The following is a 16,000-nucleotide window of genomic DNA, read 5'->3' on the forward strand; positions in this document are numbered from 1 at the left end:
GGGACGCGCGTTCGAGCTTGCGTCGCACGGAGTCCGGGTCGGTAAGGCCGAGCTGGCCCAAGGCGCTGGCCGAGTTCTGGAGTCGTTGACGCCCTGGCGAGGCCCGGCATCGGGAAGAGCCTTTCGCCGACCGTCTCGTCCTCGCCCTTCGCCTCCGCTACTTGGATTCACCCCTCATCGATGGCCCGACTGAGTGCTCGATGTTTCGGCTGTCCGAAAGGTTGAGCACTCAGTCGAGTCTCAGCGGGACTAGCCGAGGCCCGCGGGCGAACTAGGGTGGCGTCCATGAAGATCGCGTTTCTGGGCACCGGCCTCATGGGCACCGAACTGGCATTGCACCTCGTGAAGGAGCACGACGTCGTCGTCTGGAACCGGACGTCCGAGCGCACGGAGCGCGTCGTGGCCGCCGGGGCGTCCGTCGCGAGCAGCGTCGCGGCCGCCGTCGCGGGGCGACCGGTGGTGGTGACGTCCCTGTTCGGACCCGACACCGTGCGCGAGGTCATCACCAGCCCGGACGCCCTCGGCGCCGACGTCCTGTGGATCGACTCCACGACCGTGTCGCCCGAGGACGCCGACGAGTTCGCCGCGTGGGCCGAGGCCAGGGGCGTCCGGTATGTGCACACGCCGGTGGTCGGGACGATCGGTCCGGCGCGGAACGGCGCCCTGGGCGTCTACGTGGGCGGCACGGACGCCGCCGCGCGCGCCGAGGCCGAGGACATCGTGCGGCCGTGGGCCGACCCCGTCCGGCTGAAGCAGGTCGATTCAGCCGCGAAGGCGGCCGGGGCCAAGCTGCTCGCCAACTTGGCGCTGGCGGTCAGCCTGCAGGGGCTGGCCGAGGCGTTGCGGCTCGGCAAGGCCGAAGGCTTCACCGCCGAGGAGGTGCTCGACCTGCTCGAGTACACCGGCTTGGCGTTCCCGGCGAAGATGAAGCGCGCTCAGGTGCTGTCCGGCGAGTTCGACGACGCGCACTTCACCGCGGACGCCCTCGCCAAGGACATCCGGCTGATGCTGCGCTCGACGCCCGATCCGTTGCCTGCGACCACGGCCGCACTGGAGGCGCTCACCCGTGAGCAGCGGGCCGGACGTGGGGCGTCCGATATCTCGGTGTTGCTGGCGCCCGAGCGCTGACTCAGGCGTCCGGCCCCGTTGCTGGCTGATTGAGAAACCGCTCGATCGCGGCGATGGTGTCGGCGTTGGTGGTGTGCAGTGGGCACTCATGCCTTGGGCGCGGGCCGCGTCTATGTTGGTCGGGTGATCGTCGATGAACCACACGGCCTCCGGACGGGCGTTCATGGCGCTCAGCGCAGCCACGAAGGCCTCGGGATCGGGCTTGTTGTGCAGCGCGGACTCAGGCCGGGACCGGGACGCGGTCGGCGGCGACGGCGTCCCGCTTCTTCGGAATGAGGACGGCGACGACCGCAGCTCCCAGGCACAGGAACGCGGCCACCAGCCAGGCCTCGTGGTAGGTGCCGGTCGTCGTCCGCAGCCAGCCCGAGACGGACGCCGAGATGCCCGCGCCGACCATGTGTGAGGCGAAGACCCAGCCGAAGACAATGCCCGAGTCCGCGAGGCCGAAGTGCTTGCGGCAGAGGTCGACGGTGGGCGGCACCGTGGCGACCCAGTCGAGGCCGTAGAAGATGATGAAGACCCACAGGCCGGCGCCCATGTCGGGGGCGAGGACGGCGTCAAGGGCGAAGAGGCTGAGCCCGCGCAGCCCGTAGTAGGCGAGCAGCAGGTATCGCGAATCGACGCGGTCGGTCAGCCAGCCGGACGCGATCGTGCCGAGCACATCAAAGGTGCCGACGACGGCGAGCAGTCCGGCGGCGACCGTCGGGGTCATGCCGACGTCGTGAGCGGCCGGGATGAAGTGCGTCTGGATCAGGCCGTTGGTCGACCAGCCGCAGACGAAGAAGGTGATCACGAGCCCCCAGAAGGCCCAGGTGCGCGACGCCATCCGCAGCACCCGCAGCGCCGCCTGGACCGGCGGCTCCGTCGACCGCTGCGGCGCGCCGACCGCGTAGCCCTCGGCGACGCCGTAGGGCAGCAGCGACCGGTCGGAGGGATGGTCGACGAGGAACAGCCAGACGGCCAGGGCGCCCAAGAGGGCCAGCCCACACTCGATGCCGACCGCGGCCCGCCAGCCAGCGGCCGAGGAGGTTGCGGCGATGACGGGCAGGAAGACCATCTGTCCGGTCGCGTTGGCCGCCGAGAAGATGCCGGTCACCAGGCCGCGGTGCGTGTGGAACCACCGGTTCGCCACGATCGCGCCGAAGACGAGCGCCATCATGCCGGTCCCGATGCCGATCGCGAGCCCCCAGAGCAGCCACAGTTGCCAGGCGGCGGTCATCACCATCGTGAGAGCGGACGCCGCCGCGATCGTCAGCAGCGCTGTCGTCACCGTCCGCCGGACGCCCCAGCGCTCCATGAGGGCCGCAGCGAAGGGCGCGACGAGGCCGTAAAGGATCAGGTTGATCGTGACGGCGGCGGAGGTGGTGGCGCGCGTCCACCCGAACTCGGACTCCATCGGCTCGATCAAGACGCCGATGCTGGACCGAAACGCCGCTGCGGCGACAAGGGCGCCCAGAGTGACGGCGGCCACGCTCCAGGCGGGATGGATGCGTCGCGGACTCACGGCCGCACTTTTACACACCGACGAACGCGGCGGCTAACGATCTCGCCCGCGACGTACTTGGGCCCGCACGATGACACCGATCAGCACCGCAACGGAGAGCGCCAGCGCCGACCACTTGAGGGTGGTGGCCGAACCGCCGACCAAGGCCACCGCCGGGGTCAGCCGCTGGCCGACGACCAAGAGGATCCAGATCACGACGTTCTCTGCGTAGTCGGCCAGCAAGTAGAGCGCGATCGGGAGGAGCAGGAGCCAGCCGCGTCCGGATGGTCGCCGAGCCCCCAGCGTGAACAGGGCCAGCACGCCGGCTGTCAGGAGCGGGAACGCGATGTCGTAGGTGGCCATCTCCCGGTAGGCCTCCTGGCCAGCCGGCCCGCACGCGATCAGCAACGCCGTGGCGTCCGCCCCCGTCCAGCCCGGACGCGCGTCCAGCGGCGCCTGGCCGCAGTAAGCAAACACCTGCGCGGCCAGACCCCTCGTGGGCCAGAACATGATCCCCGCCGCGACGGCGTACAGCACCCCCACGACAGCCAGCACCACGGATCGGAACACCGAAGGCCGCTGCATGGGGACACCCTAGAGATGGCGGGTCGGTTCGCCCAGGGGTGCCCTCCTCCTGCCTAGGTGCGAACGGGGACAGCTCTGACGGTCATCGTCACGCCGGCCGGCGTCCCGCCTTAAAGCGTGAGGTCGCCTGCGCAGTCGAGCCGGACGAGTCCGTCGTCGAGAAGGGACGCCAGCGCGCGACTCGCCTGCTCGGCGTCGGTCCTCCACGCGGCTAGGACCTTAGCCCTGGGGACCGGGGCGTCGGCGTCCCTCAGGACTGCGAGCAGGGCTCCGCGGCACTGGCGGTCCGTGCCGGCGTAGGTCTGGGCCTTGCGCTCCGGGCCGTCCCACTCGGGGTAGCCCGCGGCGCGCCAGGCACAGTCGTCGGCGACGGGGCAGCGGCCGCACACGGGGCGTCCGGTCGCGATGCAGACCTGGGCTCCGAGCTCCATGGACGCCACCGCCCACAGCGCGGCGGCGTGCGGGTCGTCGGGGAGCCAGGCCTCGGCGCGAGTCCGTTCGGTCTTGCTGATCGACGCCGGCGGGAACGCCTCGCCGCCGTCCAGCCGGGCCAGGACGCGCCGGACGTTCGTGTCGAGGACCAGCGCGCGGCGTGCATGGGCGAAGGACGCGATCGCGGCGGCGGTGTACTCGCCGACGCCTGGCAGCGAGCGCAGGTCGGCTTCGTCGGCGGGGACCTGTCCGGCGAAGCGCTGGACGATCGCGGACGCCGCGGCGTGCAGCCGCTGGGCGCGGCGGGGGTAGCCGAGGCGTCCCCAGGCCCGAACGGCCTCGCCGACCGGCTCGGATGCCAGGGCGGCGGGGGTGGGCCAGCGCTCGATCCAGGCCAGCCAGACCGGGGTGACGCGGGCGGCGGGGGTCTGCTGCAGCATGAACTCGCTGACCATGACGCCCCACGGCGTCGTGCCCGGACGCCGCCAAGCCAGGTCGCGCGCATTGGCGGCGTACCAGGCGCTGATCTCGGCGGCGATCCGGGGACGGTCCACGGGTCGCGAGCCTACGTCAGGACGCGACCCGCGGTGGTGATGCCGGAGGTGAGGCGATCCTGGCTGGCATGGGGCCTGGGGGTGACCGTGGTGGTGGTCGTCTGGCTCGACCTGTCGCCGTCGGACGTCGCGAACAACCTCATCCCGGTGCCGCGGTTCGTGGGTGTGGTGGGGTGTGGGCTGCTCGGGCGGCGCTTTGTGGTGGCCGGCTTGGGTCCTCGGATCGACCGTGTTCGCGACGCGCGCCGTCCACAAGCTGCTGGGTGCTGTGCCATCGGATCCGCGCGCGCCGCACACCTGGCCGCAGGTCGCGTCCTTGCTGGTGCTCAACCTGCCGGTGATCATGGTGGCCGGCGTGGCGCGGTGGTTCAGTGGTGGACGGGTGCGTGCGCGGCAACGCGGCGTTGGCTAGGGTTGATGGCGGCTGACGTCGTACGTCAGGTAGGCGAAGTCGCCGACCTTGGACGCCTCGCGGAGCCTGAGCCGGTCCCACGTCAGGTCGCGGGGCAGCAGCGGTCGCCCGGACGCCAGCGTCACGGGCGCGACGCTCAGGACGATCTGGTCGAGGGCGTCGGCGTCCAGGAATTGACCGGCCAGGTCCCCGCCGCCCTGGACCCAGACGACACCGGCGCCCGCGGCGTCCACGATCTGCGGAAGGGCCTCGGTGACGGGTCCGCTGAGGAGACGCACGTCGGCGCCCCTCGGCACGTCGAGCGGTCGCGAGCTGAAGACGAACGTGGGGCGGTCGCCGAAGTAGGCCTGCCACTTGGCGGGCTCGGCCAGCAGGTTCTCGTGCCGCAGCACCCAGTCGTAGGTGGTGCGTCCGACGACGAGGAGCGTGACGTCGTCCATGAACGGGGTCAGGTCGGGAGTGTCGCCGGGGATCGCGAACAGCCAGTCGAGGGAGTCGTCCGGGGTGGCGAGGAAGCCGTTGATCGTGGTGGCCGTGTTGTAGACGACCTTCATCGGTGCTCCTCAGGGGCTCGGCGGGCGATCTCGATGATCGCGGTCTCGTTGGCGTCGCCGCGGCCAGCCGCGAGCAGGGCGTCCAGGCCAGCCAGCGACACGTCGGCGAAGGGCGTCCTCCCGCCGATCGCGCGGGCCAGGTCGAGGGCGTACGCGGCGTCCTTGCGGCGGAGGCGTCCGGAGAAGGTGACCTCGGCGTCCGCGTCGTCGGCCAGCATCCGCCGGATGGTCCGGACGACCTGAGGGCTCGCCGCTTGGCTCGTGCTGAGGGCGTCGACGACTTGAGCGAGGTCGAGTCCGGCCCGCTCGGCGAGTGCGAGGGCCTCGGCGGCCGAGCCGATCTGGATGGCCCCGAGCAGGTTCACGATGAGCTTGTACGCGGTGCCCGCGCCGGGTGCGCCGAAGTGAATGACCTTGTCAGAGAGCGGTTCGAGGATGGGACGGGCGGCGTCCAGGTCGGTTGCGTCGGCCCCGACGAGCAGGGTCAGGCGTCCGGACGCTGCGGCGTCCGGTAGGCCGGTGACGGGGCAGTCCAGGTAGCGCCAGCCGGCCGCCGTGGCTCGCCCTGTGAGTTCGGAGACCCAGCCGTGGGACAGCGTCGAGCATTCGATGGCCAACGCCCCGGGGTTGGGCGTCGCGTCGAGGACGCCGTCGGCGTGCGACTCGCCGCCGGGGTCGGCGCCGAGCCATGCCCGGCGGCTCGCGTGGTCGTCGGCCAGCATGGCCACGACCGCATCCGCCCCGCCGGCGGCCTCCCTGGGGGTGGCTGCGGCGGTGGCTCCGAGCGCGACCAGAAGATCGGTGCGCGACGGCGTCCGATTCCAGACGCTGAGGTCGTGGCCGGCCGCGAGCAGGCGTCCTGCCATGCCGGAGCCCATGCGGCCGAGCCCGAGGAACGCGACTCTCATGGTGGCCTCTCTGTTTCCGAGAAGGTCACCGTAGCTCGCCTCTGATGACGCCGAGCCCGCTCTGTCCGCCGTCTTGCCGCACCCCTAGACCTGGCCCGCGGGGGCGGGCCGCTAGACCCTGGCCCGCAGGGAGCGGGCCGCTGACCTTCACGTCGCCGCTCCTTTCTCTTGCCAGGCGCGTCGATCACTGACGGCCCGGGCGTGATCGGTGAGTTCCAGCCACACGGTGTCGAGGGCTTCGGCAAGCGTGCCGACCGCGATCACCCGTAGCCCTCGGGTCGAGGAAGCGCCGGACCCTTTCGGGACCAGCGCGACCTTCACCCCCAGCCGCTCAGCCTCCGCGAGCCTGCGCGCGGTGCCGGGGACCCGCCTCAACTCGCCGGATAGTCCCACTTCACCCAGGGCCGCGAACCGGCTGGCCGGTCGCCAGTCGGCGGCAGCGGACGCCACCGCGATCGCCACCGCGAGATCGGCGCCGGGATCAGCCAGCCGCACCCCGCCGACGGTCGAGACGTAGACGTCCCGGTGGTGGGTCTTCACGCGAGCCCGCCGCTGCAACACCGCCAGGGCCATCGCCACGCGGGAGCCCTCGATGCCATGGGTGACCCGTCGCGGCGAGGGCGCGGCGCTCGGCGTGACCAGTGCCTGGACCTCCGCCAGCAGCGGACGCCGACCCTCCAGCGTCACTGTCACGGCGACCCCCGAGGCCGGCTCGCCCTGGGTCGACGTGAAGAGCCCGGATGGGTCCAAGACCTGCGCGATACCGCGCTCGGTCATCTCGAAGCAGCCGACCTCGTCGGCCGGCCCGAACCTATTCTTGGACGCCCGTACCATCCGGAAGCCCGACTGACGATCGCCCTCGAACGACAGCACGACGTCGACCAGGTGCTCCAACGTGCGAGGCCCCGCGATCGCTCCCTCCTTGGTGACGTGGCCGATGATCAGCACCGCCATGTTGCGCCTCTTCGCCACACGGACGAGCGCGTTCGTCACCTCGCGCACCTGCGTCACCCCGCCCGGGACCCCGTCGGTGCCGTCGACCGACACCGTCTGCACCGAGTCGAGAACCAAGAGCGTCGGTGACAGCTCCTCGATGTGGCCGAGCACGGTCGCCAAATCGCTCTCGGCCGCCAGGAACAGGTCGTCGGTCACGGCGTCCGTGCGGTCGGCTCTTCGCCGCACCTGCGCCGCCGACTCCTCCGCCGATACGTACAGCGTTCGTCGCCCCCTCCGAGCCCACGCTGCGGCGACCTCGAGCAGCAGGGTTGACTTGCCCACGCCTGGCTCGCCGGCGAGCAGCACCACCGCCCCGGGCACGAGCCCCTCGCCCAGCACCCGGTCAAGTTCTCCGATGCCCGTGGGAAGCCCGCGCGCCTCGTCGGCCCCGACCTGGGATATCCGCAAAGCGGACGCCCTCGGTGCAGTCGCTCGGGTGCCGGACGCCGTCGCTGACGTCTCCGCCACCGAGCCCCACGCCTGACACTCCTTGCAGCGGCCGACCCACACCGGGGTCGCCCACCCGCACTCGCCGCACCGATACCCCGCCGTCACCTTCGCCATGTGCGGAACGCTAGAAGGCCCCTCCGACAAAACTCGCGCGTCGGCGTCCGGCCTGTGGAAAACCCAGCGACCCGGCCACGACCTGATGGCGTTGCTCCACCCTTACTGACTACGGGTGCCACCATTCCGCCACGACGGAGAGCGTTGTCCCGTTGGAGGTGACGACGTAGACCTGACGGTCCGCGGGCGCCCAGGACCGCACGGCGGGCGACTCGGTCCGGTAGTCGTCGGGCATCCCCGAGCGGAGGTACTTCACCTTCCCGCCGGGCGCGAAGGGAACCGTGTACGTCTTGGTGCTTTGGTTGAGCACGAGGTACTCCTCGCCGTGGATGGCGGCCTTGCACGCGGCGTCCGTCGAGGCCGAGGTGCACATCGTCACCGGATCCAGCACGGCGGCCATCGTCCCGTCGCGGTTCACGATCGCGTTCAGGAACGCGAACTTGTACTGCGTGGGGTAGGCGTCGAACGCAGGCGGAGCGGCAGTCGTGGACGCCGCGGGCGTTGTCGCCGGAGGGCTCGCTGGAGCACTGGGCGGGGTGACCGAGACCGTCACAGCCGGCGTCACGCTGGCCGCTGCCACGGGGGACGCCGATGCCAACGTGGGGCTCGCGATCGTGACCTGGACCACTGGAGTGGTCGTGCTCGTGGTGGAGGTGGGAGGTGCGGACGCCGGGGTGGATGCCCCAACGCAACCGCTGAGCAGCAATGCCAGACCGACGGGCAGAAGCTTCAACGCATGCATGGGGTCAGCATGCTCCCGTCCACCGCGGACTGTCAGGGGTCACCCACCCAGGGGTGGCCTGCCCCCACCACTGGCGAGCGTCCGTCGGTGTTGCCGTCCGGACTGTCCGATCACTGTTGGGCTTGGGCCTCGCCAAGGGCCCAGGCCCAACAGTGACGCCGACGTGCCGAAAGGCGAACTAGCCCTACGGCGTCCCGATGTTGAACATCCACTCGAGGCCGTACTTGTCCTTCACGAGGCCGTACGAGTCGCCCCACACCTGCTTCTCGAGCGGCTGCTCGACCGAGCCGCCCTCGGCGAGCGCGTCGAAGTAGCCCTGCAGCACGGACTCTTCGTCGCCCATGAACGCCAGGTACACGCGCGTCCCGCCCCAGGTCTGCTCGGCGCCGGGCATGGCGTCCGACGCGAACAGGCGGAACTGATCGGTGATGAGAGCGGCGTGCATCGTGCCGTCCGCGGGCATCTCGGTGACGCCGAAGTCGGCGAAGCTCATGACGTTGAGTTCCCCGCCGAAGATGCCGTGGTAAAAGGTCATGGCTTCGCGGCTGTTGCCGGGGAAGTTGAGGTACGCGCTGAGCGTGATCATGGGCGTCCTTCCTGGACGAGACGTAGTTAGGTAACCCTTACTCCGGACGCCGCCGCGCGCAAATTCCCCCCGCGGACCGGCTCGGGCCCTCCACGGATTCGGCCTGACTCTGGTCGGTCGGGGGTCGCCTGTCGTAGGGTCCGGGCCAAGGAGGTGGGCGGTGAAAACGTTCCTCGACTGGCCGGTCGTGCGCCAGGTGCGCACGGGCGACTGGCTCGGACGCGGCCCCGCCGTCACCAGCGCCAAGACCCAGCACCTGACACCCCGCATTGCGGACGCCGACCATGTCGCCCGGTCCGTTTGCCCGTACTGCGCCGTGGGCTGCGGACAGTTGGTGTACGCCAAGGACGACAAAGTCATCCAGATCGAGGGCGATCCCGACTCGCCGATCTCGCGCGGCCGCCTCTGCCCCAAGGGGGCGGCGTCCGAGCAGTTGGTGAACGCGCCGAACCGGCAGACGACCGTGCTCTACCGCGCCCCGCACGCCACCGACTGGACGCCGCTCGGCCTCGCCGAGGTGACCGACATGATCGCCGATCGGTTCGTCGCCGCCCGGCGCGACTACTGGCAGTCCGAGGACCCGGACGGCAACCGCCTCGACCGCACCATGGGCATCGCTTCGCTGGGCGGCGCGACCCTGGACGTCGAAGAGAACTACCTGATCAAGAAGCTGTTCACCGCCGCGGGAGCCATCCAGATCGAGAACCAGGCGCGCATATGACACTCCGCCACGGTTCCCGGTCTGGGGGCCTCGTTCGGGCGCGGCGGCGCCACCCAATACCTGCAGGATCTCGCCAACGCTGACTGCATCATCGTCATGGGCGGCAACATGGCCGAGGCCCATCCGGTCGGGTTCCAGTGGGTGGAGGAGGCCCGCCGCCGCGGCGCCGTCGTCGTTCACGTCGACCCGCGCTGCACCCGGACGAGCGCCCAAGCCGACCGGCACATCCCGATCCGCGCGGGCAGCGACATCGCGCTGCTCGGCGGGCTGATCAACCACGTCCTCACCAACGACCTCTGGTTCAGCGAGTACGTCGTCGCCTACACGAACGCGTCCACGATCGTCGACGGACGCTTCCGCGACACCGAGGACCTCGACGGCCTCTTCTCCGGCTTCGACCCGGACGCCGCCGCGTACGACCTGTCGTCGTGGGCCTACGCGGCTCCGGACCCGGGCGAGCCCGGACGCGAGGCGCACACCGGACGCGCACTGCTCGATGCCCAGACCCAGGACGTTCACCGTCCCTTCGGCCTCACCGACGAGCGCGACCAGATTCATGGCGGAGTTGGTGTTGTAGAGCAACAGCAACTCCGCCCGCAATCGGACGCCGAGCACGTGGGGGATGCGTCCCGCACAGCAGGGGAGCCAGAAGCGGCCCTCGACGGCGGACTCGCCGGGGCGGCGTCCGCTGGTGAAACCCACGGCCAAGGCGGACCGCAGCTGGGGCAGGCGCGGGTGCGCACCGACCCCACGCTGACCGACCCGTTCTGCGTGTTCCAGCTTGTCAAGCGGCATTACGCCCGCTACACCCCGGAGGTGATCGAGCGGACCTGCGTCGGCGACGAGGCCATCGTCGCCGGCGACGCCGCCAACGACCTGCTCGGACTCGCCCTCGACCCGAACGTCAACATCCAGGAATCCAAGGTCGGGTCCTGCGACATCGTGCCCGGACGCCGTCCGCGCGGCTCCGCGGTGGTCGAGTTGGTGGACGAGTACCGCCGGAAGGCGGGCCTGGGATGAGCGCGGAGCAGACGGTCAGTGGGCGGTGGACCTTCACCGGGCCACGTAGAGGCGGGTGTCTGGGTGCTCGTTGTTGCGGTTCCCCGGGAGTGTGGGCACCCAGTCGGGCTGGGCGGGGGCCAGGTGGCTGGCGATCTGGTCGGGCTGTTGGGCTGGCCTGTGGTGGGGCTCGGGGATTGGTTGCCGGGCCCCTGCGGAGAGCCCTGGTGGCACGCGCTCGGTGTCTGGGTGCTCGTGGTTGCGGGTTTCCGGGAACGTGGGCACCCAGTCACGCAATGGGGGAGGTGCTGACATGGGCGTGATCGGACGCGTGATCGCCCGTCGCGAGGCCGACTTGCGGCGGCTGTTCGGCAACCAACTGTCCGGCCCCACGGATCCGGCGTCCGATGCTGGCTGGGGGCGTCCGGGGAACGAGACCGCGACTGCGGGGCGGGCGGGGGGCGGCGCGCGTCCGGCGGCGACCCGGAAGGGGTTCTTCACGGACACGTCCATCTGCATCGGCTGCAAGGCCTGTGAGGTGGCGTGCAAGGAGTGGAACCGAGTGCCGCCGCGGGTCGCCGAGGCGCCCGGAGGTGGTGAGCACGGTCACGATGCGCCGGCCGTCCACGAGTTCGGCAGCTCCTACGACAACACCGGCCACCTCGGTCCGGACACCTGGCGCCACGTCGCCTTCATCGAGCAGGGGCCGGACCAGTTGGCCGCGGCGCGGGCGTCCGGGCGGCGGCTGCTGACGATCTCCCCCGTTCGCCACTTGGGCGGGTTCGGTCGGCGGGGTTTCTACGGGCTCAGCTGCATCCGGGTGGTCCTGCTGTCCGGCTGGGGTGGGCTCGCCGCGGACAGCTCTGGTCGGCTGCTCGTCATCGATGAGGCGCCTCACGATTGGCTTTGCCCGAGGTCCGCGGGGGTCGTCCATCACGGTGGGGCTGGCACGACGGGAGCTGGGGTGGTGGCTGGGGTTCCCGCGCTGGTCGTGCCGTTCGCGGTCGATCAGCCGTTCTGGGGGGCTCGTCTGGCGGCGCTGGGGGTGGGTCCTCAACCCATTCCGCGTCGTCGCCTCACTGCCGAGAACCTCGCGGCGGCCCTGGTGAGCCTGCGCGACGACGCCGACCAGCGTCGGCGGGCGTCCGAGCTGGGACGCCACGCCCGGTCCGAGCCGGGCGTGGCCGGGGCAGTCGCCGTCTTCGGACGCCTCAGCGTGGCGCGCTAGCCTTCCAGCGTGATGAGTCCCGAACCTGGCCTCCGTGTGGGCTTCGTGCCCGGGGTGATCCTGCGGAAGTGGCGGACGATCTTCGAGGAGCGCTACCCGTCGGTGCCGATTGGGCTCGTCGAGGTGGCCGAAGCTGCCGTCCGCGAGACGCTTGATGCTGGGGTCGTCGACTTCGTGTTTGCGCGCCTGCCCGTCGCGACGGACGGCGTCCACGTCATTCGCCTCTACGACGAGGTGCCGGTGGTGTGGGTGTCGAAAGATCACCCGATCTCCCTGTTCGACGAGGTGGCGGCGTCCGACTTGTCGGCTGAGCGCGTGCTCACCGAGGTCAGCCCCTCGTCGATCGACCAGGTGGTCGACGGTGAGGCCGTGCTGCGAGTGCCCCTGTCGGTGGCCCGCACGGAGAGCCGGCGCGACCTCGTCTATCGCCCCGTCGTGGACGCAGAGCCCACCACGATCGCCCTGGTCTGGTCCGTGGACAACGAGAACACCTCCTTGGATGACTTCATCGGCGTCGTCCGCGGACGCACCGCGAACAGCTCCCGCTCGGCGCGGCCCAGTCCCGAGCCGCGCGAGGCCAAGCCGGCGCCGCGGCGTCCACCTGCCAAGAACCCGCCCCGAGCGGGCGCCGCCCGCCCCAGACCGCCCAGGCGCGGCCGGCGCGGCTGATTGATGGATGCGGTGTTGGTTGGACGACCGACCAAAAGCGCATGTGTCGCCAGCGAGAGTCGTCGAACGGGCGTGGCCGATGCGGGTGTTGCCTGATCGGCGACTGCTGGCGGAATAGGTATCGCCTAGCGAGACTTTTTCCGCCAAGAATGGGCGCGAGCCTAACCGGGAGGCCGCTGACTAGGCCCGGCCCCGGAGGCGTCCGGGCACCTGGTGGGCTCCCCGGTCTTCAACACCGGTGAGGCCGAGTATCTCGGCCTGGCGGGTTCGATTCCCGTCCGTCTCCGCCACTGACAAGGGGTGATGTGTGAGCGATCCTAGGCGGTCGATCCCGCGGACCGACGCCCTCCTGGGGCGTAAGGAGTTCGTGGACGCCGCCGCACGGCTCGGCTCGGGTCCGGTTCGGTCGGCGATCCGGGCGGCGCAGGAGCGCGTTCGGCAGGGCCTGATCGAGCCGGACGCCGTCGCGTCCGTCGCGCTGGAAACACTGCGGAGAACGACCTCAATGCGGGCTGTGCTCAACGCCACGGGGGTCGTCGTCCACACCAACCTCGGACGCGCCCCCCTCTCGGACGCCGCCGTCGCGGCGATGGTGGCGGCATCCGGGTACACCGATCTGGAGCTCGGCCTGGCCACCAACACCCGGACCTCCCGCGGGCGCACGGTGCTCGCGCTGCTCGCGGCGGTGCTGGCTGCCCAGGACGCGCTCGTCGTGAACCACGGCGCCGCCGCGCTGGTGCTGGCCGTCACCGCGCTCGCAGACGAGGTCATCGTGTCGCGCGGCGAGCTGGTCGAGATCGGCGACGGGTTCCGGGTGGGGGAGTTGGTCGCGTCCACCGGGGCTCGGCTCGTGGAAGTCGGCGCCACCAACCGGACGCACCTGCGCGACTATGCCGAGGCATGTCGCGGGAATCGACGCCCACGACGCCCGGCCGCGGGACTGTGCCAGTCGCAACGCCAGGATGGGGCCGGTCCGGAGACGCCACCGTTGTCACCGACTCAGATGCGAACCAGCGCTTGGCCGCGGGCATCCGCACAGGCGGTGTCGAAGGTGCATCCGAGCAATTTCCGCATCGAGGGCTTCGCGGCTGAGGTTGGCGTTCGGGAGCTGGCCGACCTCTGCCGGGAGCGCGGCGTCCCGCTCGTGGTCGACATCGGCTCTGGGCTGCTCGCGCCCGACCCCGCCCTACCGAACGAGCCGTCGGCGTCCACCGCCCTCGAACCCTCCAGGCCCGGATGCCCCAGCCGGCAGCGTCCGCGGCGATCGGCCTCCCGGACCCGCATCTCTTGCCTCCCCTGGCCAGCGCCGCGGGCCTCACCCTGGACGATGGCCACGTGTCCCGCCCGGGTGCCACGGCCGACCTCGGCGATCGCTCGGACGCGCTCGCCGAACTCGAAGCCCGCCTGCGCGATCAGCCCTTCACCGCCCCGGACCGCGACGAGCTCGCCGCCCTGCGCCTCGGCCCGAAGGAGCCCGCCGCCGCCGTCCGCATCGGACGCATCCTCGACCTCGGCGACCACATCGTCATCGCCCCGGACGCCCCCCGCCCGCGCCCTGCCCATCCTCGCCGCACTGCCGCAGCCGTTCACCGCCGCCCAGGCCAAGGAGGCCCTGATGACCACCCGCCGCGTCGCCATCCCGCTGCTCGAGCACCTCGATCGCCTCCGCTGGACCCGTCGCCTGGACGCCTCCCGCCGCAAGGTCGTCCGATGAGTGGACGCCGCATCGCCCGAATCCGCGTCGTCACCATCGCCACTGACACCCGCACCACCAGGCCGGACGCCGTCGCAGTCGAAGAACCGTTGGAACTTCGCGTCGCCGGCAGCGCCTACACGACCACCATGCGCACCCCCGGTCACGACATCGAGCTCGCCCACGGACTGCTCGCCGCCGAGAGCATCATCCGCAGCGCCGAGGATGTCGCCACCATGCGCTACTGCGCCGGCTCGGTCGAGGGCGAGAACACCTACAACGTCCTCGACGTCCAGTTGCGCCCGGGCCTCGCCGTGCCCGCCGACCGCCGTCGCCACTCACTGACCTCCTCGGCCTGCGGGGTCTGCGGGACGGCGTCCATCGAGCTGCTGCGCGGGCGTCCGGACTTCGATCTGGACTCCGACGCGACCCGCGTCACGGCGTCCGTCATCTCGACTCTTCCGGACGCCCTCCGCGCGGCTCAGCCGGCGTTCGAGTCCACGGGCGGACTCCATGCGGCCGGACTCTTCACGGTCGACGGACGCCTCCTGGTGGCGCGCGAGGACGTGGGACGCCACAACGCCGTCGACAAGGTCGTGGGCTGGGCGCTGTTGAACGGACGCCGGCCGGCGTCCGGAACGATCTTGATGGTGTCCGGCCGCACCAGCTTCGAACTGGCGCAGAAGGCGGTGCTGGCGGGCATCCCGATCCTCGCGGGCATCTCGGCGCCCAGTTCGTTGGCCGTCGACGTAGCGCGCGAGTTCGGGCTGACGCTGGCAGGGTTCGTCCGCGCGGGCCGGATGAACGTCTACGCGCGCGACGACCGCATCACAGTGGGGTCCGAATCTTGAACACGCCGGCGGGGCGTCCTCGTTGTGAGAGCCAAACTCACTGACCTCGGCCGGACACGCGAAAGCGCCGCCCGGCGGACGTGATCGTCGGCCGGACGGCGCTTTCGGTACCTTGCGGTGCCGTGTTCGGTCTTGCTTAGTTGGTGGCGTCCTTGACCGCGTCGGCGGCCTTGTGGACGGCGCCCTTGACGCCTTCCGCAGCGTCGTGGGCGGCGTCACGAACGTCGTCGGCGGCGTTCGCCGCGGCGTCCTTCACGTGCTCGCCGGCCTGCTTGGCCTTGCCGGCGGCGACGTCAGCGCGTCCCTCGGCCTCGAGCCGCTGGTTGTCGGTCAGATCGCCGACCACTTCCTTGACCTTGCCGACGGCCTGCTCGGCCGCATTCCGGATCTTGTCGTCGATGGCCATAGCTACTCCTGTTCTCGGGGGTTGAAAGGGTTGTTGGTGATGGGGTTCGGGGTTACCGAGGTTCAAGCCCTGACCGCGGTCAGGTTTGACGAGCTACTTTCCGACGGCGCGTCCACCGAGGACGGCCTTGGCGATCGCCAGCAGGATGCAGGCGCCGACCAGTGCGGTCAGGAACGAGGCGATGAGCCCGTTGCCCTCGGGGGCCATGCCGAACAGGCCGAGCACCCAGCCGCCGAGGAGGCCGCCGATGATGCCGACGATGATATTGATGAGCAGTCCTTCGCGCGTCTTCATGATGAGCGAGGCCACCCAGCCGGCGATACCGCCGATGATGACCCACACCAGGAAACCCATGATCGGTCCTCTCCTTGGGTGCCTTGGCACCAGTTCGTCGCTGTGTCTGCCGAGAAGGTTTGGCGGCCATCGGTGAAGCCTCTGGCCCGTCTGTCCTTCTCAACTCCGGGTTTGTTTCCGGTGACCACGAACGTA

Annotated in this window: 18 protein-coding genes, 1 tRNA gene and 1 pseudogene; 9 read left to right on the forward strand and 11 right to left on the reverse strand. The window is 70.8% G+C overall.

The genetic code is table 11. From position 1 onward, the window contains the following. Positions 1 to 285 precede the first annotated feature (285 nt). On the forward strand, positions 286 to 1,128 hold the full coding sequence (locus FN821_RS01535) for an NAD(P)-dependent oxidoreductase (protein ID WP_131170778.1): 843 nt from the start codon (positions 286 to 288) through the stop codon (positions 1,126 to 1,128). A gap of 93 nt (positions 1,129 to 1,221) precedes the next feature. Here the strand turns inward: FN821_RS01535 and FN821_RS15000 are convergent. The 4 genes and pseudogenes from FN821_RS15000 to FN821_RS14400 all read right to left on the reverse strand — a co-directional run. Beyond that, a pseudogene (locus FN821_RS15000) lies at positions 1,222 to 1,422 on the reverse strand (HAD-IA family hydrolase); the annotation flags it as partial. Beyond that, positions 1,349 to 2,632, reverse strand: a complete 1,284-nt coding sequence (locus FN821_RS01545; protein ID WP_241660045.1) for an MFS transporter — start codon at positions 2,630 to 2,632, stop codon at positions 1,349 to 1,351. The gene FN821_RS01545 and the pseudogene FN821_RS15000, both read right to left, overlap by 74 nt. Before the next feature lie 33 nt (positions 2,633 to 2,665). Then, a complete protein-coding gene (locus FN821_RS01550; protein ID WP_131170779.1) occupies positions 2,666 to 3,196 on the reverse strand; it encodes a hypothetical protein in 531 nt (176 codons plus the stop codon). Positions 3,197 to 3,306: 110 nt separating this feature from the next. Further along, positions 3,307 to 4,182 carry an HhH-GPD family protein gene (locus FN821_RS14400; RefSeq protein WP_241660046.1) on the reverse strand — a complete coding sequence of 292 codons (876 nt, stop codon included), beginning with the start codon at positions 4,180 to 4,182 and terminating at the stop codon, positions 3,307 to 3,309. A 229-nt stretch (positions 4,183 to 4,411) separates the two neighbouring features. On the opposite strand from FN821_RS14400, the gene FN821_RS14590 reads away from it, so the two are divergent. After that, positions 4,412 to 4,594: a hypothetical protein gene (locus tag FN821_RS14590; protein WP_131170780.1), complete on the forward strand. Its 183-nt coding sequence runs from the start codon at positions 4,412 to 4,414 to the stop codon at positions 4,592 to 4,594. Here FN821_RS14590 and FN821_RS01565 read toward each other — a convergent pair. The 5 genes from FN821_RS01565 to FN821_RS14105 form a co-directional block, all read right to left on the reverse strand. Then, on the reverse strand, positions 4,591 to 5,148 hold the full coding sequence (locus tag FN821_RS01565) for a dihydrofolate reductase family protein (protein WP_131170781.1): 558 nt from the start codon (positions 5,146 to 5,148) through the stop codon (positions 4,591 to 4,593). The genes FN821_RS14590 and FN821_RS01565 overlap by 4 nt on opposite strands. After that, complete coding sequence (locus FN821_RS01570; RefSeq protein WP_131170782.1) at positions 5,145 to 6,056, reverse strand: NAD(P)-dependent oxidoreductase; 912 nt, start codon at positions 6,054 to 6,056, stop codon at positions 5,145 to 5,147. Before FN821_RS01570 ends, FN821_RS01565 begins: the two co-directional genes overlap by 4 nt. A gap of 147 nt (positions 6,057 to 6,203) precedes the next feature. Next, a complete protein-coding gene (gene radA, locus FN821_RS01575; RefSeq protein ID WP_131170783.1) occupies positions 6,204 to 7,616 on the reverse strand; it encodes a DNA repair protein RadA in 1,413 nt (470 codons plus the stop codon). Between the two features lie 109 nt (positions 7,617 to 7,725). Beyond that, complete coding sequence (locus FN821_RS01580; protein ID WP_131170784.1) at positions 7,726 to 8,358, reverse strand: hypothetical protein; 633 nt, start codon at positions 8,356 to 8,358, stop codon at positions 7,726 to 7,728. Between the two features lie 184 nt (positions 8,359 to 8,542). Then, positions 8,543 to 8,944: a VOC family protein gene (locus FN821_RS14105; RefSeq protein WP_131170785.1), complete on the reverse strand. Its 402-nt coding sequence runs from the start codon at positions 8,942 to 8,944 to the stop codon at positions 8,543 to 8,545. A 160-nt stretch (positions 8,945 to 9,104) separates the two neighbouring features. Between FN821_RS14105 and FN821_RS15100 the strand changes: the two genes are divergently transcribed. From FN821_RS15100 to fdhD, 7 genes are all read left to right on the forward strand, one after another. Then, positions 9,105 to 9,665, forward strand: coding sequence for a dehydrogenase (locus FN821_RS15100; RefSeq protein ID WP_131170786.1), 561 nt, complete (start codon positions 9,105 to 9,107; stop codon positions 9,663 to 9,665). Between the two features lie 60 nt (positions 9,666 to 9,725). Continuing rightward, entirely contained in the window at positions 9,726 to 10,685 is a 960-nt protein-coding gene (locus FN821_RS15105) for a molybdopterin-dependent oxidoreductase (RefSeq protein ID WP_479681053.1), read from the forward strand. A gap of 292 nt (positions 10,686 to 10,977) precedes the next feature. Continuing rightward, positions 10,978 to 11,892: a nucleotide disphospho-sugar-binding domain-containing protein gene (locus tag FN821_RS14110; RefSeq protein ID WP_180319726.1), complete on the forward strand. Its 915-nt coding sequence runs from the start codon at positions 10,978 to 10,980 to the stop codon at positions 11,890 to 11,892. A gap of 12 nt (positions 11,893 to 11,904) precedes the next feature. Then, a complete protein-coding gene (locus FN821_RS01605) occupies positions 11,905 to 12,561 on the forward strand; it encodes a LysR substrate-binding domain-containing protein (protein ID WP_131170787.1) in 657 nt (218 codons plus the stop codon). A gap of 194 nt (positions 12,562 to 12,755) precedes the next feature. Further along, a tRNA-Sec gene (locus FN821_RS01610) sits at positions 12,756 to 12,851 on the forward strand. A 17-nt stretch (positions 12,852 to 12,868) separates the two neighbouring features. After that, positions 12,869 to 14,275, forward strand: coding sequence for a SelB domain-containing protein (locus tag FN821_RS01615; RefSeq protein ID WP_131170788.1), 1,407 nt, complete (start codon positions 12,869 to 12,871; stop codon positions 14,273 to 14,275). After that, positions 14,272 to 15,105, forward strand: a complete 834-nt coding sequence (fdhD, locus tag FN821_RS01620; RefSeq protein ID WP_131170789.1) for a formate dehydrogenase accessory sulfurtransferase FdhD — start codon at positions 14,272 to 14,274, stop codon at positions 15,103 to 15,105. Before FN821_RS01615 ends, fdhD begins: the two co-directional genes overlap by 4 nt. Positions 15,106 to 15,241: 136 nt before the next feature. Here fdhD and FN821_RS01625 read toward each other — a convergent pair whose 3' ends face one another. Beyond that, on the reverse strand, positions 15,242 to 15,511 hold the full coding sequence (locus FN821_RS01625) for a CsbD family protein (protein WP_131170790.1): 270 nt from the start codon (positions 15,509 to 15,511) through the stop codon (positions 15,242 to 15,244). A 93-nt stretch (positions 15,512 to 15,604) separates the two neighbouring features. Further along, entirely contained in the window at positions 15,605 to 15,865 is a 261-nt protein-coding gene (locus tag FN821_RS01630; RefSeq protein WP_131170791.1) for a GlsB/YeaQ/YmgE family stress response membrane protein, read from the reverse strand. Positions 15,866 to 16,000 lie beyond the last annotated feature (135 nt).

Origin of the sequence: Propioniciclava tarda (assembly GCF_900182665.1) — a bacterium.
In the GTDB taxonomy this organism is placed as follows: Bacteria; Actinomycetota; Actinomycetes; order Propionibacteriales; family Propionibacteriaceae; genus Propioniciclava; species Propioniciclava tarda.

Bases quoted from the DNA above. Each gene is read 5' to 3' on its own strand.
- FN821_RS01625 (WP_131170790.1), bottom strand. From the start codon at position 15,511: ATGGCCATCGACGACAAGATCCGGAATGCGGCCGAGCAGGCCGTCGGC.
- fdhD (WP_131170789.1), top strand. From the start codon at position 14,272: ATGAGTGGACGCCGCATCGCCCGAATCCGCGTCGTCACCATCGCCACT.
- FN821_RS01630 (WP_131170791.1), bottom strand. From the start codon at position 15,865: ATGGGTTTCCTGGTGTGGGTCATCATCGGCGGTATCGCCGGCTGGGTG.
- FN821_RS01570 (WP_131170782.1), bottom strand. From the start codon at position 6,056: ATGAGAGTCGCGTTCCTCGGGCTCGGCCGCATGGGCTCCGGCATGGCA.
- FN821_RS01565 (WP_131170781.1), bottom strand. From the start codon at position 5,148: ATGAAGGTCGTCTACAACACGGCCACCACGATCAACGGCTTCCTCGCC.
- FN821_RS01580 (WP_131170784.1), bottom strand. From the start codon at position 8,358: ATGCATGCGTTGAAGCTTCTGCCCGTCGGTCTGGCATTGCTGCTCAGC.
- FN821_RS01535 (WP_131170778.1), top strand. From the start codon at position 286: ATGAAGATCGCGTTTCTGGGCACCGGCCTCATGGGCACCGAACTGGCA.
- FN821_RS14105 (WP_131170785.1), bottom strand. From the start codon at position 8,944: ATGATCACGCTCAGCGCGTACCTCAACTTCCCCGGCAACAGCCGCGAA.
- FN821_RS14110 (WP_180319726.1), top strand. From the start codon at position 10,978: ATGGGCGTGATCGGACGCGTGATCGCCCGTCGCGAGGCCGACTTGCGG.
- radA (WP_131170783.1), bottom strand. From the start codon at position 7,616: ATGGCGAAGGTGACGGCGGGGTATCGGTGCGGCGAGTGCGGGTGGGCG.
- FN821_RS01550 (WP_131170779.1), bottom strand. From the start codon at position 3,196: ATGCAGCGGCCTTCGGTGTTCCGATCCGTGGTGCTGGCTGTCGTGGGG.
- FN821_RS01605 (WP_131170787.1), top strand. From the start codon at position 11,905: ATGAGTCCCGAACCTGGCCTCCGTGTGGGCTTCGTGCCCGGGGTGATC.